The sequence below is a fragment of the Pseudomonas fluorescens genome (assembly GCF_003732425.1).
GTDB lineage: Bacteria > Pseudomonadota > Gammaproteobacteria > Pseudomonadales > Pseudomonadaceae > Aquipseudomonas > Aquipseudomonas fluorescens_BE.
Genome location: NZ_MOBX01000013.1, coordinates 1,294,562 through 1,318,572, shown reverse-complemented (window position 1 = coordinate 1,318,572; position 24,011 = coordinate 1,294,562). Strand labels below are relative to the sequence as shown.

General features: G+C 54.7%; 23 protein-coding genes and 1 pseudogene. 14 read left to right on the top strand and 10 right to left on the bottom strand.

From position 1 onward, the window contains the following. Positions 1–234: 234 nt before the first annotated feature. The 5 genes from BK670_RS29960 to BK670_RS16450 all read left to right on the top strand — a co-directional run bounded on the left by BK670_RS29960 (position 235) and on the right by BK670_RS16450 (position 5,594). On the top strand, positions 235–453 hold the full coding sequence (locus BK670_RS29960; protein WP_123451124.1) for a hypothetical protein: 219 nt from the start codon (positions 235–237) through the stop codon (positions 451–453). A gap of 310 nt (positions 454–763) precedes the next feature. Continuing rightward, positions 764–1,756 carry a hypothetical protein gene (locus BK670_RS16465; RefSeq protein WP_123451122.1) on the top strand — a complete coding sequence of 331 codons (993 nt, stop codon included), beginning with the start codon at positions 764–766 and terminating at the stop codon, positions 1,754–1,756. Positions 1,757–1,910: 154 nt separating this feature from the next. Further along, positions 1,911–2,042: a hypothetical protein gene (locus tag BK670_RS29955; protein ID WP_259697570.1), complete on the top strand. Its 132-nt coding sequence runs from the start codon at positions 1,911–1,913 to the stop codon at positions 2,040–2,042. A gap of 961 nt (positions 2,043–3,003) precedes the next feature. Continuing rightward, positions 3,004–4,566 (top strand): AAA family ATPase, encoded by a 1,563-nt coding sequence (locus BK670_RS16455; protein WP_123451118.1) that lies wholly within the window; start codon positions 3,004–3,006, stop codon positions 4,564–4,566. Beyond that, on the top strand, positions 4,563–5,594 hold the full coding sequence (locus BK670_RS16450; protein ID WP_123451116.1) for a hypothetical protein: 1,032 nt from the start codon (positions 4,563–4,565) through the stop codon (positions 5,592–5,594). Before BK670_RS16455 ends, BK670_RS16450 begins: the two co-directional genes overlap by 4 nt. Before the next feature lie 588 nt (positions 5,595–6,182). Here BK670_RS16450 and BK670_RS16445 read toward each other — a convergent pair. The 4 genes from BK670_RS16445 to BK670_RS16430 form a co-directional block, all read right to left on the bottom strand. Continuing rightward, positions 6,183–6,413 carry a hypothetical protein gene (locus tag BK670_RS16445; RefSeq protein ID WP_123451114.1) on the bottom strand — a complete coding sequence of 77 codons (231 nt, stop codon included), beginning with the start codon at positions 6,411–6,413 and terminating at the stop codon, positions 6,183–6,185. A gap of 320 nt (positions 6,414–6,733) precedes the next feature. Then, positions 6,734–7,834 (bottom strand): DUF3800 domain-containing protein, encoded by a 1,101-nt coding sequence (locus tag BK670_RS16440; protein WP_123451112.1) that lies wholly within the window; start codon positions 7,832–7,834, stop codon positions 6,734–6,736. 64 nt (positions 7,835–7,898) lie between these two features. Continuing rightward, positions 7,899–8,150 carry a hypothetical protein gene (locus tag BK670_RS16435; protein ID WP_123451110.1) on the bottom strand — a complete coding sequence of 84 codons (252 nt, stop codon included), beginning with the start codon at positions 8,148–8,150 and terminating at the stop codon, positions 7,899–7,901. 86 nt (positions 8,151–8,236) lie between these two features. After that, positions 8,237–8,449: a hypothetical protein gene (locus BK670_RS16430; protein WP_123451108.1), complete on the bottom strand. Its 213-nt coding sequence runs from the start codon at positions 8,447–8,449 to the stop codon at positions 8,237–8,239. Positions 8,450–9,303: 854 nt separating this feature from the next. On the opposite strand from BK670_RS16430, the gene BK670_RS16425 reads away from it, so the two are divergent. The 4 genes and pseudogenes from BK670_RS16425 to rimA all read left to right on the top strand — a co-directional run bounded on the left by BK670_RS16425 (position 9,304) and on the right by rimA (position 12,976). Continuing rightward, positions 9,304–9,666: a DUF6124 family protein gene (locus BK670_RS16425; RefSeq protein WP_123451106.1), complete on the top strand. Its 363-nt coding sequence runs from the start codon at positions 9,304–9,306 to the stop codon at positions 9,664–9,666. Between the two features lie 361 nt (positions 9,667–10,027). Then, positions 10,028–11,197, top strand: a pseudogene (locus BK670_RS30275) (methyl-accepting chemotaxis protein); the annotation flags it as partial. After that, on the top strand, positions 11,183–12,055 hold the full coding sequence (locus BK670_RS30270) for a methyl-accepting chemotaxis protein (RefSeq protein WP_404942482.1): 873 nt from the start codon (positions 11,183–11,185) through the stop codon (positions 12,053–12,055). The pseudogene BK670_RS30275 and the gene BK670_RS30270, both read left to right, overlap by 15 nt. A 141-nt stretch (positions 12,056–12,196) precedes the next feature. Next, positions 12,197–12,976: a S6 modification regulatory phosphodiesterase RimA gene (rimA, locus tag BK670_RS16415; RefSeq protein WP_123451102.1), complete on the top strand. Its 780-nt coding sequence runs from the start codon at positions 12,197–12,199 to the stop codon at positions 12,974–12,976. 6 nt (positions 12,977–12,982) lie between these two features. Here the strand turns inward: rimA and pseH are convergent, their stop codons facing one another. Next, entirely contained in the window at positions 12,983–13,534 is a 552-nt protein-coding gene (pseH, locus tag BK670_RS16410) for a UDP-4-amino-4,6-dideoxy-N-acetyl-beta-L-altrosamine N-acetyltransferase (protein WP_123451100.1), read from the bottom strand. Positions 13,535–13,668: 134 nt separating this feature from the next. On the opposite strand from pseH, the gene BK670_RS16405 reads away from it, so the two are divergent. Then, positions 13,669–13,881, top strand: coding sequence for a hypothetical protein (locus tag BK670_RS16405; protein WP_123451098.1), 213 nt, complete (start codon positions 13,669–13,671; stop codon positions 13,879–13,881). A 63-nt stretch (positions 13,882–13,944) separates the two neighbouring features. Here the strand turns inward: BK670_RS16405 and BK670_RS16400 are convergent, their stop codons facing one another. Beyond that, the gene (locus BK670_RS16400; protein ID WP_123451096.1) at positions 13,945–14,724 is read right to left on the bottom strand and encodes a transporter substrate-binding domain-containing protein; all 780 of its coding nucleotides are present in this window, start codon (positions 14,722–14,724) and stop codon (positions 13,945–13,947) included. 76 nt (positions 14,725–14,800) lie between these two features. Continuing rightward, entirely contained in the window at positions 14,801–15,271 is a 471-nt protein-coding gene (locus BK670_RS16395) for a hypothetical protein (protein WP_123451094.1), read from the bottom strand. A gap of 165 nt (positions 15,272–15,436) precedes the next feature. Here BK670_RS16395 and BK670_RS16390 point away from each other — a divergent pair, with 165 nt between their 5' ends. Together BK670_RS16390 and BK670_RS16380 are read left to right on the top strand one after the other, a co-directional pair. Continuing rightward, positions 15,437–16,102, top strand: a complete 666-nt coding sequence (locus BK670_RS16390; RefSeq protein WP_123451092.1) for a ribonuclease T2 — start codon at positions 15,437–15,439, stop codon at positions 16,100–16,102. 415 nt (positions 16,103–16,517) lie between these two features. Next, a complete protein-coding gene (locus tag BK670_RS16380) occupies positions 16,518–18,068 on the top strand; it encodes a sensor domain-containing diguanylate cyclase (protein ID WP_123451088.1) in 1,551 nt (516 codons plus the stop codon). A 167-nt stretch (positions 18,069–18,235) separates the two neighbouring features. On the opposite strand, the gene BK670_RS16370 is transcribed toward BK670_RS16380, so the two are convergent. Continuing rightward, positions 18,236–18,535, bottom strand: coding sequence for a hypothetical protein (locus BK670_RS16370; protein WP_123451086.1), 300 nt, complete (start codon positions 18,533–18,535; stop codon positions 18,236–18,238). A 177-nt stretch (positions 18,536–18,712) separates the two neighbouring features. On the opposite strand from BK670_RS16370, the gene BK670_RS16365 reads away from it, so the two are divergent. Beyond that, positions 18,713–19,153: a carboxymuconolactone decarboxylase family protein gene (locus tag BK670_RS16365; protein ID WP_123451084.1), complete on the top strand. Its 441-nt coding sequence runs from the start codon at positions 18,713–18,715 to the stop codon at positions 19,151–19,153. Positions 19,154–19,270: 117 nt separating this feature from the next. Here the strand turns inward: BK670_RS16365 and BK670_RS16360 are convergent, their stop codons facing one another. Further along, positions 19,271–20,863: a DHA2 family efflux MFS transporter permease subunit gene (locus BK670_RS16360; protein ID WP_123451082.1), complete on the bottom strand. Its 1,593-nt coding sequence runs from the start codon at positions 20,861–20,863 to the stop codon at positions 19,271–19,273. Beyond that, positions 20,860–21,978, bottom strand: a complete 1,119-nt coding sequence (locus BK670_RS16355) for an HlyD family secretion protein (protein ID WP_123451080.1) — start codon at positions 21,976–21,978, stop codon at positions 20,860–20,862. Before BK670_RS16355 ends, BK670_RS16360 begins: the two co-directional genes overlap by 4 nt. 233 nt (positions 21,979–22,211) lie before the next feature. Between BK670_RS16355 and BK670_RS16350 the strand changes: the two genes are divergently transcribed. Next, positions 22,212–23,939: a ShlB/FhaC/HecB family hemolysin secretion/activation protein gene (locus BK670_RS16350; RefSeq protein WP_123451078.1), complete on the top strand. Its 1,728-nt coding sequence runs from the start codon at positions 22,212–22,214 to the stop codon at positions 23,937–23,939. Positions 23,940–24,011: the final 72 nt, after the last annotated feature.

Sequence of the window (24,011 nt, the reverse complement as noted above, 5' to 3'; positions counted from 1 at the left end):
GTGTTGGAGTTCGAATCTCTCCTTCACCGCCACATTCAGTAAACGCAAACCCCTGATTTTCCTAGAGAAAGTCGGGGGTTTGTGGTTTTTGGCGCCTGAAAAAAGGCCATATGGGACTGAGATGGGACTGGCGCGCTATTTTGGGGCGGAAACAGGGCTTCGCGATTGATCGGTTGAGCATGATCCGGATGTAATGGACTAGTCTCTGCAGACGCCTCAATCAAGGACGAATCCATGCCAAATAACTCAGACTCCAACATCGCCACTGCTGACGCTTTGACATTGCTTCTGCACAACCAGCATGCCCTGGGTGCAGCAATAGAAGAGGTCACTAGATGGCTTTCAGAGAATGGCGCAGAGAGTGTTGCCGATAACGCGCTCGTGGCCATGGAGACCTTGGACACGAATGCCAAAGCGATTACAGATGCTATTACGCGAATACGGCAGTCTTAGGCATCGTCCTGGCCAGCGACAGTCGGCCATAGCATTCAATCTCATCAGATAAACGCAGTTTGTTCAGCCTCACAGGGCGGAATGCGGGGCAGATCTACTACCATCAAAAAGTCAGGCTATACTGTATTGATTAACAGTGGTTTCGCTTGTGACGTTGACTCTTGTAGGCCCAGCGGGCGCATTGCGCCAAGGCATGGTTCGGCTCCAACCAAGGCTCACGGCACTTCGTAAATCTAGCCATGACGACGACGCAGCTCCGCAGTCGAATGATGGTTAGCACTAGAATCTTGATATCTGAGTACAGGTCCGCATGCACGAGACACTCGATAGAACTGTTGAGATCCGCACCTTCAATACCATTTCTGAGATTGAGGCGCTCCCCGGCTTCAAAAAAGAAAATCCAGTATCGCCAAAAAACTATAAGCATCTTCTTGGGGATTATTTCCTTAGCGATGAAGTGAAGTGTTGTCTGCTGAAAGACAATGACAAACTATGCAATGAGGGCCATAAGTGGGGTTTTGTTGCTGTGCTTTCTGACAACAGTATTACTCTTGTCGGAAACGATTGTGCTCAAACAAAGTTTAACGGTGAGTCAAAACTTAGTGCTGACAGAACAAAGTACCTGAATCAAAAGAAACATGAAGAAGGGCTTGAGCGCCTTCGAGCGCTCGTTGAGCAAAAAGACTCTGCACTAAAAGAGGTTCTACAAGTTAAATCTGATTTGGCTATAGTCCAAGGGCGAGTGCATGCAATGCGCGAGAAACTCGGACCTCAGACCATGAGACACCTTGAGTCGATCGCCCGCACCGGAGCTTACGTTCTGTCAGTAACTGGCGTGACGATAAAGGAATATACGGATAAGAAAGGGAAGAAAAAAACTGATCGTCGTACCCAGCGCATGACACTGGGGACGATAGCTAATACATCCTTTCTTCTAGATGAGAAATACCGAGACGTCTTGCACAATCTCTCTGACGTCAAAAAAGCCTACGATGAAGCAGAGAAGATAGAGCAGAACGTCACTACGCTAAAGCTTAATGCACTCACAAAGAAGATGGATATTATTGAGCTGGCCAGAACAAGCGCTTTTCAACTCATTGAACAAGAGCGAAAGTTTGCAGGCAGTGATTTAAGTCTGCTTTGCTACATTACTGCGGACAAAGTAGAACGATACAAGTCGGCGAAGTACGCTTTAGAACAAGCCAATCAAGATTCCGGAAAAGAAAAAGCCAAGGAATGGTTTGCCGAACGAGACCTTATTTTCCGCGCCCAATTGAACGTCACGAAAATCGAAGTCATATAATTCCAGCCTATGTTCAATCGGCCCCCACACCTGACCCCGGTGTGGGGGCCTTTTTTTAGCCGCGTGGCAACCAGTCCCCCCTAGGCTGGTCTACCATTAACAGACCCTCTGGTTTTCCCCTTGACGGCTACTGACTCGCTTAGGAACCCGACTCATGTCTCACGTCTTTGAAGGTTTGGCCACTGTTGCCGTGATTGCCCGCTACGAAGGGCGTCCGCCCGCCGAGTTAACGACGCTCGAATGCCCGGTGCGCTTGAGCAAAACCAAGGACTACGATCCTTCCTGAGCTGATTTGTCGCAACCGGGATGAATACGTCGATGCACTACAGGGTGTAGATGCATCTTTTCCGACAGGAAAGCTGGATCTAAGCCCACTGCATGATTTTTAGTCCGGCTAATCACCGAGCAACTCAGTACGCAGCAGCCCCCCGCTGATAAACCTCAGTATTAATCTGCATAAGGCGTTGGTCGTTTCGCACGAGAATCACCCTGGGGATATAGCAATTGCCAGCTTCGGGGCGTTTTCAACGTTCAGTGACAGACAGAAAACGGCCAAAAGCAGCTATCCTCCTAAGAGGAAAGCTTGCAGTTCGAATCAGCCTTGGGACATCATATAGAACAAGTATTTCAGCCTACCCCGTAAATGTCTCACTTTATTCATAGGTATGTGGAGAGTGCAGGATTGAGCTTGTCCTGACGGGAGGTTGTATACCAAGCCATTTTGATGGCAGGCTCCCAGTAGACTCATGCTAGAAAGGACTGCGCAACGCGCTTCGTTCCCGAGTGCCAAGGAGGCGCATTGCTATGACTGTGGACAGCATCCTTCATTGCGTTTGGGAAAAACCTATCCCGCTGCCGGTGGAGCGCCCACTGCCACATGCATTCCGTGACTGGCCGTTCAGGCACAATGTTCGAATTCGGGATGGGAAGGCCTCTGAGACTTGCTCCCTAAAGCCTCTTCGGCATCAGTTTCAGACACCCAACGCTCTTGCAGAGCACACGATTCGGGTGTGGTCGCAACGCACCTTAAAATTTAGTCCCTTGGCTCTCGAGCACTATCATTGCTTGTCTACATTAGATGCGCAAAAAAATCTGATTGTCTTAATCTATGAGTGCGAGGAGATTCCGAATGCTACGGCTCTTGAGCGCAGGGCAACGGCGGAGGGGTATCCGATAATCGTAACGCATTAAGATAGCTAGATTATGCTTTAAATATTCAGCAGTCTTCTCAAGGATGTTTTGCACTAATGAAAAATATAAAGTCACTCCGAATACGAAATCTCAGAAGCTTTGGTTTAGAGAATGATTTTGTTCCTCTAAAAAAGTTAAATCTACTTGTGGGTAGAAACAGCAGCGGGAAAAGTACATTTTTACGTACCTTTCCTCTCATAAGGCAATCGGCAGAGGCCGACACGCGAAGCCCAATTTTGTGGTATGGAAGCTTTGTCGATTTCGGTGATCTGCAAACTGCGACCAGAGCAGATACAGATGAAGTTATGTTTGATTTCAAACTTAATCTCAGCATAGATGACTCAATAGACTTCTGGGAGCAGCTCTCAGAGAATATCGCTGAAAGATTTACTGTGGGAAATAATAAAAATTATAAGCTTGATGTGGGCTTTACACTAGGTTTACGCAAGGGTGCCGGCCTGGAGAGCACCAATCGTATCCAGTTAGAGATTGAATCTGTTAAAATTTTAATATTATATTCCGGAACCAAAGTTATTGGTCTTTCTGTATATTTGGACGATGTATTGCTTTATGAGGGTTTTGAAGGCCGAACGATTAATACTAAAGGGAATCTAATTCCTACTGACTTTTTAAGTGAGGCTGAGCTTAGGGCGTGGCCTCCAGCCCTCTCAAAGCCGGTGTTTAGGAAAGCTTTTGTCGAATATATAGCGGGGCTGCATCACTCTAATAAAAAGAGAGAGGCGATTGTTAAGTCTCTTACTGAAATTGTATTTCTACCGTCATCGAAAATACATGCTGCGCTGAAGAAATCTTTTTCAGATGATAAGACATTTCTGAGTAATCTTGCTGCAGCAAAAGATGAGATTGTTAGAACTTCCTTCGCCTATTTAGTAAGCGCTAATCTCTCAAAAATACTCAGCGCTGTTGATGAGGCACTGACAAACTTTTACAAAGGTGTTCGTTATTTGGGGCCGGTCAGGGCATCTGCTGAGCGATTTTATCGTTATCAGGATCTTCAAGTAGGGCAAGTTGATCATACTGGATCGAATCTGCCGATGGTGCTTAACTCATTAGGTGTTTCCGAAAAAGCAGAGTTGAATAACTGGATCTTAGAAAATTTTGAGTTTGAACTTGATATAACCAATACAGGTTCGCACTATGCTATAAAAATTAAAGATGCCGGCAGCTTGCAATACTATAATGTAAGCGATATGGGTTTTGGTTATTCACAGCTACTTCCAATTATTGTTTCGATATGGCTCGAAAGTCGTGAGAAAAACTCTGGGATTTTCGGATTATATAAAGATCGACAGCTCGTTTTTGCCATTGAACAACCGGAGCTTCATCTGCATCCTCATATGCAACACAAATTTGGTAAAGCAATAGCAAAAATTGCCAACCTTAAAGGTGAAGATGATTTCTGTTTTATCGTGGAAACGCATAGTAAACATATCATAGATTCTATAGGCGAGAGCATTGAAGATGGGATTATCAAAAATAGTGATGTGAATGTCTCCTTGTTCGACAGAAACGATAGTGGCGTAACCAGTACATCAGGCTCGGGATTCGATGAGCATGGATACTTAGAAGTCTGGCCTGCTGGATTTCTATCGCCATGATGATAAAGATTAGCAATGTGGTGGGATTGGCTCAAAATGAAGATAAGATTCGAGCTTTAAATAATATTTTGATGGCGTGCGGTGAAGGAAAGCACGTACTTTGGATGCCCGCTAAGCTTGCGGATCAGATAATTCAGGAAAACATAATTAGCGGGTATCAATTAAACGTGCTGTATTTTGTACGTGAGCAGAGCCGCCTTACGAAAGCGCATTTGGATCAGCTGGATTTTTATGTTGATGTTGGTTTTGATGAGCCTGTGCCGATAGGTTTTATCGCTCCAAGAACCTTTCGCTTAAGTTATGATTACTTTGTTGATAGTGCTCGTGTCCAATTGCCTGTATTTGTCTGCGAAAATATAACGGACATAGACTTTTATGTTATGTCGGGCATGGTTTTCTTGAATAATTCAAAGCTGCTCAAGGAATACGCTTTGAAGTTTCTTAAGGTAGGGGGTGGTGGGAATACCACAATTTGCTCGTTTGAAAACCACCTTCGGAATCACAGCTTAGTAATCTGTATTCTTGACAGTGATAAGTCCCATCCTAATGCATTAGTCAAAGAGACGGCTTTGAGGTTTGACGCATACGAAAAAGGATGGGGGCAGCGCTATTGGTTGCACATTTTGGATTGTACTGAAGCCGAAAATTTAGTTCCTATGAGGATTGCTGAAGAAGCACTCCATCAAGTCGGCGCCAATGCGGCTCTTCAAAAATTTAAGGCTCTAACCCCCGAAGCCAGGCAGTTTCTTGACCATAAAGAGGGGTTAAGATTCAGTGCTGCATTAGACATTGATAGGACCTTAAATGCCCCCCACTGGTCTACCCTTTACGAAGAGGATGACGAGGGGGATTATTGGATTTCAGATCCTCTAGGCTCAAGCTTCTTAGATAGAAGTGTCGAGATTATGAGTGGGATGAGTACTAAGAAATTGGCTGAGTGTTTTGATGTTGATCTTGATAATCAGCTTCTTAGCTTAGCGTCGATGGTGGCTGCTTGGGGCATTGGTTACAAAAAATCGATAAGATAACAGTCAATTCTATTTTCTATCAATCAACGCCTTATGGATGTAGTTATTGTGTGGATAAGCTTGAAGTGAGCCTGCTTGACCCACACCTAGAGGTCTCATTACCAAAAAAACAGCCCATTGCAGCCGTCCGCTTTGGGCGGTTTTTGTATTGCCTGGCCTTCGCTCGCCGACTTTTCACACCAAATCTAAGGGAGGAGAGCGGAGCCGAATCCTGCGATCCGGGACAACCTGCTCGCCCATGCCCAGACGTCCACTTCTGGCCTAAAGCGGTCGCTTCTGAGCGTACGCTAATGGCCGAAAGCGGACCTTGGTGGTCAGATTGTTGGATGCGGTTTAGGGCAGATTTAGGGCAGATCAGAGGCCGCACGAGGCCGCTAAGCACCAAAGCACTCGGCTTAATTGCCCGTACTTTATGGCCTGTAGCGGTCTGAAGTGATCCTAGAAGGGGTTCGAATCCCTATCCAAAATGTCAGTAGCGGCAATTGGTCCAATGGGCGAGCCAGTTCCTGAAGGGATCTCCATAGACACATTTAAGATCCAACACCTGGTCGAGATGCCGGGCGCGCTTGAACGTGAACGGCGTTCTATCTATCGAGGCACACTAAACTGCCTAAGTCGCATGATCGCGTCAGTGATCGCTTGCGCATTTCGATCAAGCGTTTCCAGGGCCGCAACGGCGTTATCGGCAACAGTGTCTGCGCCAGACCCTGAGATCCAATGGGTCATCTCTTCGATCGCCGCACCGAGTGCATGCTGGTTATGCAGGAGCAATGTCAGAGCATCTGCCGTGACGATATTGAAATCTGAGGTATCTGGCATGTTGTTCGTCCTTGAAGTCGATGTGCGGCTGAATCAGTCATTTGTTCTGCATGATCCTAGTCCCAAGCGAGCAGCGCCGGTTCTCACCGTTGCATATTTGTCACTTCGAAACGTCCGGCCATAGGCCTCTTGGGATGGGAAAAGTGGGGCAAACCGTACGCCATTCCATGCCATTTATGCCAAACATGCGTTTGTGCATGGAGTGGTGAATATGCGCTGAACCTCAATAGAGACGTGGGTTTAAGGCTTTACGGGCGAAATACCCCAACGCAATCGAAGTATGAAGATACAGACGTTGTCGAGATATGACCGTCTCGCGCTCAAGAGAAACGCACACAGTCACCAAAAATATCGAGCTCTGTGTTTAATGTGCTAACACCGAACGATGCCAAAAACTTCTTGGCAAAGACGTCTTTAGGTCCCTCTTTCCCTTCTTCCTTGTTCAGCACTCGTGAAATGGAGCTTACAAATAAATCGGCAATTTGCATGAGGGGTGATATCGATGAGTCTTCGGATGCAACAATATCAATGTAAACGTTGTCATCAAAAATGTTTTTTGCAGCATTCTTGAGCTGAAGCTCAATCTCCATTATTGATAGCTTATCTTTAGAGGCCTCCTCTGAGTCCTTTCGAAATTGTAAATTTCTAGGGAGCACCGCCCGGCCTGATTTATTTTCCTCCTGAATACCCTGAATTGTCATGTGATAAAAAAGCTTGTCGAGAGTGTCATCAATGTTTTTTAGTCCGCGGCGTTCGATGGCCAGGCCTTTGAAGGAAACGGCTTCAGAGTTTTTTACAATGGATCCGAGTAGTTCAAGGTAGGTTTCGAGGTTTCCATTGTTTATATCCTTGAAGTGCATTTCACCTTTAAATTTTAATTCATCCTTCCTTTGATTAATGGCGCGAGTGATTTTCATCGTGTCATAGCTGCGTAGAACCCATAAACTCCCAACTAGAAGATATTTACTTGTTTTTCCGCTTTCATCTGCATAAATGCAATACACAGGGTGGGCTGGCCTGGCATCCAGAATTCTTTGCTTTTCTTCCTCCTCAAGCTTGCCTCGGGTGCGTCTAACTTCCGGGGAGGCAATGAATAATCCGTGCGTATTTTGAATAAAGGCACGAGCACGGGCAATGGAAGGAAGGCGTTCGAGTTTGGGGTAATTATCAATTGAAATGTCACCGCCGCTGTACAAATCTTGTTGGAAAGTTTTCCAATACAGCAGCTGGCATTTAACGTCAGAGTCTCGTGCTTGTGGGTAGTGATTTAGAATCCACGCGACTCTATCAATTGCTCGGGTGGGACTATTGCCCGCGATTGCAGAAAGGATGCGGATTTTCTCGGCTTCATTCCGTGCTTTGACAGCTAGAACAGCATCTTCCTGCCCGTCATCACCTTCAAACTCGACTTGTTGGTTCATCGACCAGTTTCCTTCTCCATCGCTCACTGTTGACCATAAACGGCGTTATAAGTAATGCGGGACCTTACGCAGGCTGCCCCTCCTGAAGTACTAATGCAAAACGGGTCATTGGTCGCGGCTCGGTTCGGATCAGCGTCAGACCATCAATATGCCCCTTCCCTCCATTGGGGAGGATATCGTAGGTGAATATCCCATTTTCCACGCGCCCCAGCACATTACCTTCCTCGTAATAAACGCCCGCCCGCAGCTCACCTGTCTTTTGGCCTTCCGGCTCAATCACGTCGTACCAGCCTTGTGGATCGTAATGCTCACTCATGGCTCCGCTCCTTTTGTTTGGGTCTCATTGTAGACAAGCCCCACCGTGGCGAGGGCCTTTCAGTTCGTTACCCGTAACGCGAGGGCTTACCCTTTTGGCACCCAGTCGCCATCGACATAATCGCCCTCGGGCTCTGTGGGCTTTGGCTTGTGTTGGCCGATATAGAACAGCGTGCACGGCGTGTTGTCGCTGGTCCAACCCGGCACGATGGCTAGCAGCTCATTTCCCGCCTCGATCAGCCGATTGGCCTCGATCACGTCATAAACTTCCTTGATTTTTCCGATATGGGCATAGCTCATACACAAACTCCTAATGGCTTACGGTTGAACGGCAAGTGTAGTGCGTCGATCATCCATCAGGGGGACCCTTTCTTTTCGTAACGCTTTTATTGAGGTACTGCCATATGTTGGGCGGTATTCGCTGCATGCTGAAACAACATGGCAAATATTTTTGGCAGGTGGGGATAAGGTTGATTCCTATGCACAGTCCAACGTTGTCATCAGAGGTTGTGACAGTGTCGGTAGTGCCCAGGTTGTAGCCGAAAATGGTTGCTTAAAAATTGCTACATGGAGCGAGAGGGGTAGCGGGATTTTCTGAGTTTTGAAAATTCGCTGGTACGTAACTGGTACGGGCTTTATTTCGATATCATTTGGGCCCCTATTTACAGGGGGTAAACAAATAATCAATCCGATCCATCATCGGATCGACGGATAGCGCCTGAAAAAGCACGCAGTGCTCTCTTTGCTGTTGGCGGTACTTGGATCAATCAACGTGCCAGTAAAGCCTTTCTAAACGGAAAAAACGTTTCTGTTTAAATGGAGTCTGTTGCCGCAGTCATTAGCCCACACTCCCTTGCGCCTCGCCCTACACCTAAGACAGAATCCCCCGGCTTGTGCGTCTAGCCCGCAGCTTCTATCGTCCCTACGTCACTGAAAACCAGTGATCGGGTTTGGTAGCCCGTCTCCGTCAGAAGCACAAGACTACTGTCTTGCGAGGGCGTTTCTCGTCTTCGTTTTATGGTGGTCATGCGCGGGGCGTCTTCGGATGCGCCGGGGTTCCTGACGACCGGTCTACCAACCTGCGTATGGCCTCCACCCTTCGTTTGGTAGCGAGAGTGATGGCTCCTTTTCGTTTATCCGTCAGGAGTTACACCATGTTCAAACCAACACCGAATCCACCAGAAACCGATCCCGCATCCCCCTACGAATCCCTCAACTCCAAAAAACTCCACGAAGCCGCCGAGCGCGCCCTCGATCACTATCTCCTTCCGACCAGCCACATCATGGCCAGCGTCAACGAGCCCGAGCGCATGTACCTCGCCAATCCGAAGTACGACTCGGAATCCCTGTTAGCCAATGCCAGTGAAACGCTGAGTTCCGCCTCGGAAATGCTCAACAACTTCGCCGCCGCACTCGACCCCTCGCACCGCAAAACCGCTTTGGGCATTGCGCAGGTGGTGATGTTGGGGGAGTTGGCGGTGAATCAGGTGTTGGATAAGGTCGAAATCAAGCCGTAAACCCCTTGCTTCTCTGTGGCGTGCAGCCAGTGCTCGCCGCAGAGGGGCGAGCGCCTGAATCAGCATTTTCAGCCTCTTTTTGCGCCAGTAGCGATGTGCCACAAACAATGATGGCAATGCGTCATCACGCTGCTCAAAAAGTTCAACGATTATACAAAAATATAAAGTTGTACAAGTTTTCGCAAAATTAATAGCATCCCCCCAGACACCTTTGCTGAAACGATAAATCCAGCGTGCAGACGCTCTGTTTGCGACGTGACGGGTTTGTCTGCCGGTGCTCGCGTCGGGTTGTTTTCGACGCTTCAACAGCATCGGCATTTGCATTTCAGGGACAGCTGGAGCGTCCCGTATTACGCCTTGGATGACGACCCCCGAATGTCTGGACGGTGACTGTGGTTACCGGAGATCAATTTTTTGTGCCTGGCGTTTCGCGTCAGGGCGTTTGAGGCTGAATATGGCAGTTGCATCGAATTTCCTGGGTGACATCAAGGTTTCCCGCAAGCTGGGAACCGGCTTCGGCATTCTTCTGCTGGCCGTTTTGGCGGTTGCCTTCATTGGCTATAACAGCAACAGCGTGCTGGTTGATCGTTTGAGTACGACGCGTCTGATCGGCACGTTGAATGACGCTACGCAAGATATGCGTCTGTCCGAGAAACAGTACGAAGCCGCCGCTGACGCAGCGTTCGCCGAGGCCTATAACGCTCAGTTGAATGTCTTGCAGGGCCTTGTCAGCAAGGCGCTGGACACCTTGACCCGTGCTGAGAACCAGCAAGCCCTGAAGGCTTTGCAAACCACGATTGTTGCCTACGATCAGAAGGTCAAACGGTTGATCGCTGCCGATCAGTCGACCACGGATGCCCTGAAACCGCTGACGGCGCTGTCGGACAAATACGCGCAAACTTTTGCCGGCATGCTTGAAGGCACCACAACCAGTGCGCTGGCGTCTGCCGATGGCGAACGCGTTCGGGAGCTGCGCACGGTGGCCGATTTGCGCAATGGCATGACCACGTTTCGCCTGATGTTGCGTCGTTACATTGCGGTGCCCAACGACGTGAACAAAAAAATGATGATGGAGACCATCGATAGCTTCTTGAGTGATATCACCAAGGCGCGCACCAGCCTGCCGACGGCCCTGTCGAGCCAACTGGAAGAAGCGCATGCCGGCATGCGGCGTTATCGCGAAGTATTGGTGGAAGTGGCCGGGCTGTTTGAGCAGAAGCAGAACATGCGCGAGCAGGTCGATCAGGAAAGCAAGGCGATGGACAAGATCATGACTGGCCTGATGGACACCCAGCAGCGCCTGGCGCGTGAGGATCAGCATTCGGCCTTTATTCAGATGGCCGGATTGACTGTGTTGGCGCTGGTGATCGGGCTGTTTGCTTCGGTGGTCATCTCGCGCCAGATTACTGCGCCGCTGGCGCTGACGGTTGAACTGGCTCGACGTATTGCCAAGGGTGATCTGACGGTACAAGCCAAATCAAACCGCAAAGACGAGTTGGGCGATCTGCAGAATGCGATGCAGGACATGGCGCAGAACCTGAACACGCTGGTGCAAGGTATCGGCAATGGCGTCACGCAGATTTCCACCTCTGCGGAAAAACTCTCGGCCATGAGCGAGCAGACCAGCGCGGGTGTGCGTCAGCAAAAAAGCGAAGTGGATCAAGTCGCCACGGCGATGCACGAAATGGCCTCGACCGTGCAGGAAGTTGCGCGTAACACGACCGATGCCTCCGCTGCCGCGACCCTGGCCGATCAGCAGGCGCGCCACGGCAGTACGGTGGTGAAGCAGGCGACGGTGCAGATCAGCGAACTTGCTATGGCCATTGAAGAGCTGGGCGGTGCGATGAACGTGCTGACTCAGGACAGCGAGCAGATCGGCAAAGTGATCGATGTGATCAAAGCCGTCGCCGAGCAGACCAATCTGCTCGCATTGAACGCCGCGATTGAAGCGGCGCGGGCGGGTGAGCAGGGCCGTGGTTTCGCGGTGGTGGCAGACGAAGTGCGCTCGCTGGCGCAGCGCACGCAGGACTCGACCAAGGAAATCGAAGCGCTGATCGTCACCCTGCAACAAGGCACGCAAGCGGCCGCGACGCTGATGGCCTCGAGCCGCGAGCGCACCCTCGATACCGTGGAGCTGGCGCAGAAGGCCGAATTGGCAATTACCGAGATCAACCAGTCCATCGGTACGATTCAGGAGATGAGCCTGCAGATCTCGGCCGCCGCCGAGCAGCAAAGTGCCGTGGCCGACGAAATCAACCGCAGCATTGTCAGTGTGCGTGATGTGGCTGACCAGTCGGCTGTCGCCAGCGAAGAGAGTGCGGCAGCGACGATTGAGTTGGCGTCACTGGGGCAGGACCTGCAGCGAATGACCGCGCATTTCCGCACCTGATCATTTGTACGTAAAGCACGCGGCGCCTTCAAATACTCAGGCGCCGTCGGGCTTTAGCTACGGCCTGGTTTGCAGATGACTCAAACCTGCAGCTATTTATTTATCGCCATGGAAGGTTAAAACCCGTTATCAGAGGGTGTCATGATCGACTTTCCAAAAACATTCGTGTCTGCCGGAGGCTGCCTGGGCTGTAAGAACAAAGGCGTGCCGGACATGGATTTCTCCTTCGCTTTTCAGCCCATTGTGGATCTGCGCGATCAAACGACGTTTGCCCACGAAGCGTTGGTTCGCGGCGTGAACGGTGAAGGTGCCTTGTCTGTCCTGGAGCAGGTGGACGATCAAAACCGCTATCGATTCGATCAACTGTGTCGTGTGCGGGCGATTTCCACGGCGGCTGAGTTAGGCATGACGCAGTACCTGTCGATCAATTTTCTGCCGAATGCCGTTTACCGGCCGGAGATGTGTATTCGCAGCACGCTGGAAGCGGCGCGCACTCACGGCTTTCCGCTGGAGCGGCTGATCTTCGAAGCAGTGGAAGGCGAGCACGTTGAAAGCAACAAGCATTTGATGACTATTTTGCGTGAGTATCGAGAGTTTGGTTTCAAGACGGCGATCGACGACTTTGGCGCAGGCTATTCCGGCCTTAACTTGTTGGCGGATTTTCAACCGGACTTGATCAAGCTGGATATGGCACTGATCCGGGATATTCACCGTGACCGGGTGCGCCAGACTATCGTGCGTAACGTGGTGAACATGTGTAGAGAGTTGGGGGTGGAGGTGATCGCCGAGGGCATAGAAGATGCTGAGGAAAGAGACTTTCTCGCCGATTGCGGCATTTATCTGATGCAGGGCTACTGGTTCGCCAGGCCTGCCTTCAAATCCATCGCGCAGATCCCGACAAGTGCGTGGCTGAAGCGATGATCGCTTTCAGCTCGCACTGATCCGCTCGATGACGTGGGCCAGCGTCGGACGTTTGCTGAGCCATTCAGACTTGGTGATCCCCAACAAAACCACATCCACCCGAATCCCATCCTTCACCACGTTCTGGCGCCGCACACCTTCAATCTCAAACCCGAACTTCTGATGCATCTTCACCACCGCCGCGTTCATCGCCAGCACTTCGCAGTTGAGCTTCTCCAACCCCGCCACGCCAAACGCGTAATCAAGCATCCAGAACTCGACCACACTGCCCAAGCCCTTGCCCTGCAAACCCGTGTCGAGATAAAACGCCCAATCCGCGCTCTTGTGCAAAACGTTGATCGCATTCAACGAAACCACACCCACCGCTTGCTCATCCTTGATCACCACAAACACTTGCTGCCGCGGATTACCCTGCAAAGAGACCAGCCAGTTGGCATGTTCCTGCTCACTGATTTCATGCGACGTGTACATGAACTTACGCACGTCCGGCTGATTGCGCAGGGTGCGGACATGGGCCTGGATATCGGGGCAGGCATCGGTGAGTGGGAGGAATTGCATGGGATGTCCTTGTCGGCGGGTTAACGATTCTGAACCGGCGCTGTCGATCAGCAAAGTTTCATCTTGCCGGGTGCGGCGCAGGCCTAGGATGTTGGCACAAGATCGTCGCTGTTCATCCCGAGGGGAATCGTGCCATGCGCCTTACTGTCGTCAAAGTGCTGTTGATTGCTGCTGCGGTATCGGTGTTAAGTGCCTGTTCGGGCGCCGGTGGCTTGACCACCACTAGTTGTTTCTCCAGCGACTGTCAGTCGCCGGAGGGGCGCAACGCCAATACCTTAAAGTTTGGTGGCAACAGTATCGGCAGCAGTCTCAATCAGTACAGCTCCGGGATGTTGCATGACGATTGATTGGAAGCCCGATTTGTGGCGAGGGAGCAAGCTCCCTCGCCACAGCAATAGCGTCAGACTTTTTTACTGCGGCACTGCCAGCCACTCGCCGAGAACCTGCTGATACTTGCCGGTAACTTTGTTCAGGTGCAGCCACTGATCGACGTACAGTTTCCAGCTGATGTCATCGCGCGGCAGCAGGTAAGCCTTCTCGCCATACTGCATGTACTGATGCGGGTTCACCGCGCACAGGCCCGGTTTGAGTTTCTGCTGATACAGCGCTTCCGAGGCATCGGTGATCATCACGTCGGCCTTGTTGTCGAGCAGTTGCTGGAAGATCGTTACGTTGTCGTGCAGGGCCAATTGCGCCTTGGGCAGGAAGGCGTGGACGAAGGCTTCGTTGGTGCCGCCAGCGGGTTCGACCAGGCGCACGTTGGGCTGGTTGATTTGCTCGACAGTCTGGTACTTGCTGACATCGTCGCAACGCACCAGCGGGATCTTGCCGTCGGTGTCGAGGGTGTTGCTGAAATAGGCCTTTTTCTGCCGTTCGAGGGTGACCGAGATGCCGCCCATACCGATGTCGCACTTGCCGGCCTGCATATCCGGCATCAGGGTTTTCCAGGTGGTTTGCACCCACTCGACTTTAACGCCGAGGCTGTCGGCCAGCGAACGGGCCATGGCGATGTCGATGCCTTCGAAGTCGCCGTCAGTGCGTTTGAAGGTGTAGGGCTTGTAGTCGCCGGTGGTGCACACGCGCAACTGGCCTTGTTGCTGGATGCTATCGAGATGTGAGGTCTGTTCTGCGGCCTGAGCGCTCAAGGTCAGGGCGAACAGTGTACCGAGCAAGAATATGGTTTTTGTCATGTCTGTCGGGCTTCAAAGGGATCGGAGCGAGAAGTTAACCACGTTCTCGAGGCAGATCCCTACTGGCAGAAGAGGATTACAAGCCCAACCCATCCTGCACCACCTGCAGCAAATTGTTCTCGGTCAGCGCGATGGCATCCAGCTCCTGACCGGTTTCAATCGACTGCATCCACCAATGGCTCTCACCGTGCTCATCCACGGTGCGCAGCAGATAGGTGTCCGTGGCTGACGGGGTGATCTGCACCCGGCCGGCGCCATCCTCGGTAAACCGTGCGATGGGATCAAATGTCAGGCTTTGATTGTTGGCTTCGATCACCAGTTGGTCGATGGCGTAATCGTGGGTTTCGCCATCCGGGGAGCTTTCGCAGATGTGCGTGGGGTTGCGCCGAATCTTCAAACCAACCTCAGTCACCGGTTGCAGCCACGCCTCGATGCGGTGGTACAAGTCGTACACCTGCGCCGGCCAGCAATCGATCTCCAGCGCGGCATCCGCGTGGGTGTGCCGGGTTTGCTTGAGTTTGGCGGCGAGTTCGTCTGCTTTACTCATTTCGGATCCCTTGGTTTGATGTCTGCCTGTTAATCGTAGACCTTTCAACGGGGTACGGCGTTGCCTTGCGTCATGCGCCTGCAACACAAGCGTGTCGAAATCAGCACTGGCCAAGTCTGGTCAGGATCGAAAACCACGGACGCAGGCGTCCCAAGGAGCGGGTAGATGAAAAAGCTGTTTACAATTTTGGCAGTGATTGCTCTGACGGCCGGTAGCATCGGTTTGAGTTCGGCACGCCAATCGCAGTCGAGCAAGGTCCAGGCGGAATCGGTGGCGGGGGTATTCGATTACTACCTGCTGACGCTGTCCTGGTCGCCGACCTTTTGCCTGACCCACACAGATGATGTGCAGTGTTCCGGCAAGGGTTACGGTTTCGTGCTGCACGGCTTGTGGCCGCAATACGCCAAGGGTGGCTGGCCGCAATCCTGCCCGCCGCTGACCACACTCTCGGCGGCGGAAACCAGCAAAGGCCTGACACTGTTCCCGACCAAAAAACTGCTCGACCACGAATGGTCCAAGCACGGCACTTGCAGCGGCCTCGGCGCGATGGGTTATCTGGATGAAGCGGACAAAGCCGTTGGCGCGGTGAAAATCCCGCAGGAACTGCAACCGCTCAGCAGCTCGTATTACTTCGAAGCCGAGGAAATCGCCGACCTGTTCCGCAAGGCCAACCCGGGGATTCCAGCCGATGGCATCGCCGTCATTTGCAGCGGCCCGGAACTCTCGGAAGTGCGCGTGTGCATGGGCAAGGATTTGCAGTTCGGCGCCTGTGGCAAGGGCGTGAAAACCCAGTGCCGCGCGGGGGATATTCGGGTGCCGCCGTCGCGTTGAGGTGTCAGAACTGATCGATTGAACAATAAACCTGTGGCGAGGGAGCTTGCTCCCGCCGGGTCGCGCAGCGGCCCCAAAGATTTTCTGAGCGTTGCGCGCTCAAGCGGGAGCACGCTCCCTCGCCACGGGGTTTTCGACAAGCCTGATCATCAGGCAAGTCCTGCGGCATCCACTCCTGACTCTCCCCGCAAAACGCCACCAGACCACGCTGCACCCGCTCACACGCCTTCACAACTGACTAACCCTAAAGAGGCAATCGAAAATAAATCTGCGAACAGCGATCATCCAAATTCGCTGCGCGCCGATATAACTGGGCGGGACCGTGGCGTTTGCCCCGTGCATCCCGGTGGGCTACGCTCACAAAACATAAGGGTTACGGGCCTTTGCCCTTGTCGTACCTGCCCAGGACTTGCTTTTGCCTATCCCCATTCACGATCCGCACCAAGCCCCCGGAGGCACCCTTAAACGCCTGCCGCTGCGCAAAGCGGCGGTGCTGTTTATCGTTGCGGTGGGGTTGTGCCTGTCCGGTTTGCTGTACCTGCAACTGGAGCAATCGCGGCGCCAGGATCTGGCCGTGGCGAAAGTGGCATCGAGCAACCTGACCCGGGCGATGGCCCAGCAGGCCGAGGACACTTTCCTGGCCGCCGATCTGGTGATGACCAGCCTGGTCGACTGGATTCAGGATGACGGTTACGGCTCCGCGCAGAAGCCACGCCTGCAGAAAACTTTCGCCCGGCGCGTGCAGCAACTGGATCAGTTGCACGGTATTTTTCTTTTCGACACGCAGGGCCAATGGGTGATTACTTCATTCACCGATCTGCCCCGTGGCAATGGCGTGGCCGATCGCGAGTATTTCAAGTTCCACCAGCAGAACGCCTCGACGCTGGCACACATCGGCCCGGCGATTCGCAGCCGCGAGAACGGCGAGTGGGTCATCCCGATTTCCAAACGCGTCAATGATCACGCCGGTAATTTCCAGGGTGTGCTGATGGCCGGGATCAAGATGGCGTACTTCGACCGCTTCTTCGAAAGCTTCAGCCTCGACGATCAAGGCATCATGTTTCTCGGCTTGAGCGACGGCACCTTGCTTGCCCGCCGACCGTTTGATGAACGCCTGATCGGAACCTCGCTGGCGCAGGGCCAGATCTATCAAACGTTGTTGCCGGAGGCGGCGGCCGGCACGGCGATGATCGATTCGGTGGTCGATGGCATTGTGCGGTTGTACGGCTATCGGCGCCTGTCGGCGTATCCTTTGGTCGTCTCGGCGGCGACGTCGCGCGACACGATTCTCAAGGGCTGGTACGAGCGTGCGTTTCAGTCGAGTTTGATAGTCGCGCTGGTGATTCTCGGCGTCGGCCTGTTTGGCTGGGTGTTCATTTATCAGGTGCGCGACGGCGAAAGGATCGAGAAAAACCTGCGCAAGGCCCAGCGCACGCTGGAGCAGATTGCGACGCACGACAGCCTGACCGGGTTGGCCAATCGACGCTTGTTCGAGCGTTCGCTGGAGATCGAATTCGCCCGTGGCGCGCGGCAGGTCAGCCCCGTCAGCCTGATCATGCTCGATATCGATTTTTTCAAGCGCTATAACGATGCATACGGTCATGTCGCGGGGGATCATTGTCTAGCGCAGGTCGCCCAAGTGCTGCAGACGTGCTGCCAGCGCAAGTCCGATCTGGCGGTACGTTATGGCGGCGAGGAGTTTGCGGTGCTGTTGCCGGACACTGACATCAACGGCGCGTTGGCGATTGCCGGGCAAATTCGGCGCAGCGTGATCGACAAGCACATCATCCACAGCGGCTCGCCGACCGGGTATCTGACGGTGAGTCTGGGCTGTTATTCATTTATCCCGAGCGGCAATGACAGCCTGGAAGTGTTTATCCAGCGCGCCGATGCGGCGTTGTATCAGGCGAAAAATGCCGGGCGCAATCGCGCGGCGGTGCTGGCACTGGACAGCGACCAGGCCTAATTGATGCGCTCCGATCGCTGATCCAAAGCCTGGCACAAACCCTGTGGGAGCGAGCCTGCTCGCGAAGAGGTCGTGTCAGGCGAATAAAAGGTTATCTGACACAACGCCTTCGCGAGCAGGCTCGCTCCCACATGGGACGTTGTCTAATCGGGGTGGCTCTTGTTGGTTCAGCCGCCGGTGCCACCGCCCGCACCGCCAGTCCCGCCGCCGGCCGAACCCGTGCCGCCGCCAGCCCCCGAGCCCGAACCGCTGGCCCCACCATTGGTGCCAGTCCCGGAACCTGTGCCCGAAGAACCGTTACCGCCCGAAGGCGCGCCCGGCGTGTTATCCGGTGGCATGGTCGAACCGCTTGTAGCGCCGGATTTGGTGCCGGTGGCATCAGCGCCATCGTTGGCGGCGAAGCTGGCGGCCGAGGCGCTGGCCAGCAGCCCGGCCAGTAACAATGAAGTGAGTTTGCGCGTGATCATGATGCGTCTCCAGAAGGGGATGTACCTGATATTGGTCAGACGCGCAGGGCCCTTGGTGCCTGTTGGCTGACGAGCGGTCAGCCAAGTGGCCTCCTGAACTTCGGGAATATTGGCTATTTGCCGAACCGGTTGCGAGGACTAACGTAGCCACACATTCACTTGCTACCCGGAGCCACCATGCAACCTCGTACCGATTTCTACACCGCTTCCCCAGACGCCCTGAAAGCGATGATGGCCCTGGAAACCGCCGTTTCCAGACTGCCGCTGGAAAAGACCCTGATCGAACTGGTCAAGCTGCGTGCTTCGCAGATCAACGGCTGCGCGTTCTGCATCGACATGCACACCAGCGATGCGATCAAGGGCGGTGAAACCCCGCGTCGCCTGTTCGCGGTCACTGCCTGGCGTGAGGCGCCGTTCTTCAGCGACCGCGAACGCGCCGCGCTGCTGTGGACCGAATCGCTGACGCAACTGAGCCTGACCCACGCCCCGGACGAAGATTACGACGTGGTCGCGGCGCAGTTCACACCGAAAGAAATGGTCGACCTGACCGTGGCGATCAGCACCATCAACAGCTGGAACCGTCTGGCGGTGGGCTTCCGCAAAATCCCGCAGGCTTAAGCTACCCACAATCCCCTGTAGGAGCTGCCGAAGGCTGCGATCTTTTAAAAGACAAGATCAAAAGATCGCAGCCTTCGGCAGCTCCTACAGGGGCCGGGAAAACTTCAGAAAGCTGGATCAATGCCCATCCGCACTCGGCGCCGCCGGTGGTTGCACCTTGCGCATCAAGGGCACCATCGCGGTGGCGATGACGAAGCACACGCCGATCATCAAAAAGGTGTCGCCGTAGGTTTGCGTCTGCGCCTCGCGGTAAGTCAGCAGCCACAACTGGCGCAGGCTGGCGGTGACCCCGACTTCGCCGCTCTGGCCCAACGTTGCAAGGTTGCCGCCGACCTGCGTCAGCCACTGATTCATCGCTTCATTGCTGCTGTTCAAGTGTTCGGCCAACCGCGTGAAGTGCAGGTTGGTGCGGTCATTGAGAATGGTCGCGCACGCCGCAATACCAATCGCCCCGCCCAGATTACGCATCAGGTTGAACAGGCCTGATGCATGCTTCAACCGCGCGGGCGCCAACCCGCCCAGGGTCAATGTCACCGCTGGCGGCACCGCCAGTTGCTGGGCAATCCCGCGCAACGCTTGCGGCAGCATCAATTGCCCCGCGCCCCAGTCGTGGGTGATCGGGCTGAACTCCCACATCGACACCGCGAACAAGCCCAGACCGATCATCATGATCCAGCGCAGGTCCATGCGATTGGCCAGAAAGGCATACAGCGGAATCGCCATGATCTGGAACACCCCGGTGGAGAAAACCGCCAGACCAATGTCCAGCGCGCTGTAGCCGCGCACCCGGCCGAGAAACAGCGGCGTCAGGTAAATCGTCGCGAACAGACCGATGCCGGTGACGAACGAAAAGAAGCAGCCGAGGGCGAAATTGCGATCCTTCAAGGCGCGCAGATCGACGATCGGATTGGCCACGTGCAAGGTGCGACCCATGAAGGCCAACCCGGCGAGGCCGCTGATCCACGCCGTGGTCAGAATGGTCTGGTCGCTGAACCAGTTCCAGCGCGGGCCTTCTTCGAGGGTGTATTCCAGGCAGCCGAGAAACAGCGCCAGAAACACCATGCTCAGATAGTCCGCCCCCTTGAGCAGGGCCAGTTCCGGCTGGTCGATTTTCACCAGCATCGGCACTGCCACGGCGACGAAAATCCCCGGCACCAGGTTGATATAGAACAACCAGTGCCACGAAGAAATATCAGTGATCCAGCCACCGATCACCGGTCCCAACGTCGGTGCCAATGACGCGACGGCGCCGATGGTCGCGGCGGCAATCACCCGTTGTTTGCCGGTGAAGAAAAAGAACGCGGTGGTGAACACCAGCGGAATCATCGAGCCGCCGAGAAAACCTTGCAGCGCCCGAAAGGCAATCATGCTCTGGATGTTCCAGGCCACGCCGCAGAGCAGGCTGGCGAGGGTGAAGCCGACCGCCGAGGCGCAGAACAACCAACGCGTGGAGAACACGCGCGACAGCCAGCCCGACAGCGGAATCACCATGATTTCGGCGATCAGGTAACTGGTCTGCACCCACGCGGTTTCATCGGTGCCGGCGGACAGTCCGCCGCCGATATCACGCAGCGACGCCGAGACAATCTGGATATCCAGCAGCGCAATGAACATGCCGATGCACATGGTCGCGAAGGCGAACACTTTGGTCGCGGTCGCCATGTCTGCCGCGTTGAACGGTTGCGCCGGGGCGGTGAGGGCGGTGCTCATGGCGCGACAGCCACGGCGCTGGTTTGCGGTTGCGCGCGGGTGTCGACTTCTGCCGTCACCGACAGGCCTGGACGCAAGTGGCCGAGCACGCCGTCGGCCGGGTCGAGGAGGATTCGCACCGGCACCCGCTGGACGATTTTGGTGAAGTTGCCGGTGGCGTTTTCCGGTGGCAGCACGCTGAATTGCGAGCCGGTCGCGGGGGCGAGACTGTCGAGGCGACCGTGGAACTCCTGACCGGAGAGCACGTCGGCGCGGATGCTCACGCGCTGGCCGGGTTTCATCCGCGCCAACTGGTCTTCCTTGAAATTGGCATCGACCCACAAGCCGCTGGCCGGCACCACTGACAACTGCTGTGAACCTGCTTGGGCATAGGCGCCGACCCGTGCGCGCCGATTGCCGATCACCCCATCGAACGGTGCGCGCAGTTCGGTGTAGCCGAGGTTCAATTGCGCCAGATCACGTTCGGCGCGGGCTTGTTGAAGGGCGGCGCGGGCCTGTTGTTTCTGTGTGTCGATCACCGCCAGTTGACGTTGCGCGGCAAGCAGTTCGGCCTGGGCGCGGGCGCTGAGGGCTTGCGCGGTTTTGAAGGTGGCGTCGGCGCGTTGTGCGCTTTCCACCGACACGGCGTTGGTGGTCACCAGGCGTTTGTAGCGCGCGTTGTCATCCCGTGAACGCGCAGTCTCTGCGCCAGCGGCATCGATGCCGGCGCGGGCCTGACCGATCACCGCTTGTTGCAGTTGTTCGGTGGCGTCGAGGTTGGCCAGCAGCGCTTCTTCGGCGGCGACGGCGCCTTCGGCTTTGGCCAGATTGGCGCGATAGTCGCGGGCGTCGAGGCGGATCAACACATCGCCGGCCTTCACCTGCTGGTTGTCGCTGACCAGCACTTCGTCGATGTAACCGGCGACTTTCGGGCCGATCACCGTGACATCGCCACCAATATAAGCATCGTCGGTTTCTTCGATAAAGCGCCCGGTGCCCCACCAATGCACGGCGTAAACACCGGCGAAAATCAGCGCGAGCAAACCTGCGCCAGGAAGCCACAGACGTTTCAGCATTGGCGGCCGGGTTTTGACCGAGGCAACGCGGTCGGCTTCGAGGGTGGGCATGCTGGTCATCGCGTCATTCCTGCGCAGAGGGTCGTTATTACGAGTGTAATATGACGTGAGTAATATTTTGTGGCAATTCATTTTTAGCGCCGATCGTCAGTTCGCCGCCGTTTAAGGAAGGGTTCGTATTTGTTTAAGAAATGTAAGCGCTGTAGGAAGCGTCTTGCATTTGCGTAGGAGGGCTCCGACTATCACGGCTATTGATGGGGTGGCATTGCGCCAGTTGATTGCAAGGATGTTGCGTGCCGTATTCGCTTCACGCTGTTTTTCGTTGTCGCTCCACGCGTTGCCCGCTGTTGTCGGCCTTTGTGTTGAGTGTGTGTGCCGCCTCGGTTGATGCGGCCGAACCTGTCGCGCCGGGCCAGGAAGTGCTGCGCCAGCAGCAACAGCAGCAGCGTGATCTGCAACAACTGCAACTTGAGCAAAGAAAACGGCAACTGGAGCGCGGTGCGTTCGGTCCGGCGCCGGTTACCCCGGGCCTCCCGCCAACCGTCACCGCCGATGAACGTTGCTGGCCGTTGAGCGGTGCGCGCATCGGCGGCGTCACGCTGATCAACAGCGACACACTCAACGCGCAGATCAAACCGCTGTTGGCGCCATGCATGGGCGTCGGCCAGATCAATCATCTGCTGGCCACCATCACCGCGATCTACGTCGACAAGGGTTACATCGCCAGCCGTCCGTATCTGCTCAGTGCTCCGGCAGTGGGGCAGTCGCTGGATATCCGCGTTGACGAAGGCTACATCGAGTCCATCGAACTGGCCGATCAGAGCTTGCCGGTTTCGTTGGGCGGCGCGTTTCCGGGGATGCTCGGCGAGCCGCTGAATTTACGTGACCTGGAGCAAGGCCTCGATCAACTGAATCGCCTGCGCTCGATCGATCTCACCGCCGACATCGCCCCCGGCAGCCAGCCCGGCGCCTCGCGAATCATCCTGCGTTCGCGCACCGCCGCGCATTCGCGCTGGGCCTTGAACGCGGGCATCGACAACCTCGGCAGCGCCAGCACCGGACGTGATCGCGACACGGTCAGCCTGAGCCTCGACAGCCCGCTGCAACTCAACGACTTGTTGAGCCTCAGCGCCAGCGACACCCTCAATCAGGGTGACCGCTACAGCCGCAATGCCAGCCTGTATTACGCGATCCCTTACGGTTACTGGACCTACAGCGTATTCGCCAGCCACGCCGAATACCGCGCGCCGTTCAAACTGCCGAGTGTGACTTTTCACAGCACCGGCATCACCGATCAGGTCAGCCTGCGCGCCGACCGTGTGGTGTGGCGCGACCAGAGCCGGCAGCTCAGCGCCAACCTGCAACTGGCGCACAAGGATGTCGACAGCTACTTGCAAGACGTTCGCTTGGGTATTCAGAGCCCGACCCTGACCGTGGCCGAAGCCGGACTCAATCTGTTCTGGCTCGACCGTGCGGTGTGGAACCTCGACGTCAATTACGCCCAAGGCCTGCGCTGGTTTGGCGCCGACGATGACACGCAGCAGCAGATCAACAACCTGCCCAAGGCGCAGTTCCGCAAGTACCGCGCCGGCCTCAGCCAATGGCGTAACGGTCGGTTCGGCGCGCAGGCGTGGCAATGGCAGAGCCAACTCAACGTGCAGTACAGCCCGGATCCGTTGCCGGCCATCGAACAGTTGCTCGGCACCGACGATTCGGCGGTGCGCGGCTATCGGGTCAGCAGTGCCTCCGGCGCCAGCGGCGCGATCTGGCGCAACACCTTGCGCCTGCCGCTGCGCATTGAATGGCCGTTGCAGATTACCCCGCGCGTGGGCCTCGACCACGGCTGGATCAAGGCTGATCACGGTGCTCAGGGCCAACGCCTGAGTGGCGCCAGTGTCGGCCTGAATCTGGGCTGGAAGAACCTGCAAGTGGACGTCGATTACCAACGCGCCCTCAACACCCCGAGTGGTTTGCAGCACGAGCCTGAAACCTGGCTGATGCGAGTGGGCCTGCAAATCTGAACAACGCAGTGAACAAACAGCCGTCGGATCTGAGCGCGTCAGCCACGGCCAAGACTAAACGCGCGACGTGAT

Excerpts from the sequence above, each read along its gene's own strand:
- BK670_RS29960 (WP_123451124.1), top strand. The coding sequence starts at position 235 with ATGCCAAATAACTCAGACTCCAACATCGCCACTGCTGACGCTTTGACA.
- BK670_RS16465 (WP_123451122.1), top strand. The coding sequence starts at position 764 with ATGCACGAGACACTCGATAGAACTGTTGAGATCCGCACCTTCAATACC.
- BK670_RS29955 (WP_259697570.1), top strand. The coding sequence starts at position 1,911 with ATGTCTCACGTCTTTGAAGGTTTGGCCACTGTTGCCGTGATTGCCCGC.
- BK670_RS16455 (WP_123451118.1), top strand. The coding sequence starts at position 3,004 with ATGAAAAATATAAAGTCACTCCGAATACGAAATCTCAGAAGCTTTGGT.
- BK670_RS16450 (WP_123451116.1), top strand. The coding sequence starts at position 4,563 with ATGATGATAAAGATTAGCAATGTGGTGGGATTGGCTCAAAATGAAGAT.
- BK670_RS16445 (WP_123451114.1), bottom strand. The coding sequence starts at position 6,413 with ATGCCAGATACCTCAGATTTCAATATCGTCACGGCAGATGCTCTGACA.
- BK670_RS16440 (WP_123451112.1), bottom strand. The coding sequence starts at position 7,834 with ATGAACCAACAAGTCGAGTTTGAAGGTGATGACGGGCAGGAAGATGCT.
- BK670_RS16435 (WP_123451110.1), bottom strand. The coding sequence starts at position 8,150 with ATGAGTGAGCATTACGATCCACAAGGCTGGTACGACGTGATTGAGCCG.
- BK670_RS16430 (WP_123451108.1), bottom strand. The coding sequence starts at position 8,449 with ATGAGCTATGCCCATATCGGAAAAATCAAGGAAGTTTATGACGTGATC.
- BK670_RS16425 (WP_123451106.1), top strand. The coding sequence starts at position 9,304 with ATGTTCAAACCAACACCGAATCCACCAGAAACCGATCCCGCATCCCCC.
- BK670_RS30270 (WP_404942482.1), top strand. The coding sequence starts at position 11,183 with ATGCAGGACATGGCGCAGAACCTGAACACGCTGGTGCAAGGTATCGGC.
- rimA (WP_123451102.1), top strand. The coding sequence starts at position 12,197 with ATGATCGACTTTCCAAAAACATTCGTGTCTGCCGGAGGCTGCCTGGGC.
- pseH (WP_123451100.1), bottom strand. The coding sequence starts at position 13,534 with ATGCAATTCCTCCCACTCACCGATGCCTGCCCCGATATCCAGGCCCAT.
- BK670_RS16405 (WP_123451098.1), top strand. The coding sequence starts at position 13,669 with ATGCGCCTTACTGTCGTCAAAGTGCTGTTGATTGCTGCTGCGGTATCG.
- BK670_RS16400 (WP_123451096.1), bottom strand. The coding sequence starts at position 14,724 with ATGACAAAAACCATATTCTTGCTCGGTACACTGTTCGCCCTGACCTTG.
- BK670_RS16395 (WP_123451094.1), bottom strand. The coding sequence starts at position 15,271 with ATGAGTAAAGCAGACGAACTCGCCGCCAAACTCAAGCAAACCCGGCAC.
- BK670_RS16390 (WP_123451092.1), top strand. The coding sequence starts at position 15,437 with ATGAAAAAGCTGTTTACAATTTTGGCAGTGATTGCTCTGACGGCCGGT.
- BK670_RS16370 (WP_123451086.1), bottom strand. The coding sequence starts at position 18,535 with ATGATCACGCGCAAACTCACTTCATTGTTACTGGCCGGGCTGCTGGCC.
- BK670_RS16365 (WP_123451084.1), top strand. The coding sequence starts at position 18,713 with ATGCAACCTCGTACCGATTTCTACACCGCTTCCCCAGACGCCCTGAAA.
- BK670_RS16360 (WP_123451082.1), bottom strand. The coding sequence starts at position 20,863 with ATGAGCACCGCCCTCACCGCCCCGGCGCAACCGTTCAACGCGGCAGAC.
- BK670_RS16355 (WP_123451080.1), bottom strand. The coding sequence starts at position 21,978 with ATGACCAGCATGCCCACCCTCGAAGCCGACCGCGTTGCCTCGGTCAAA.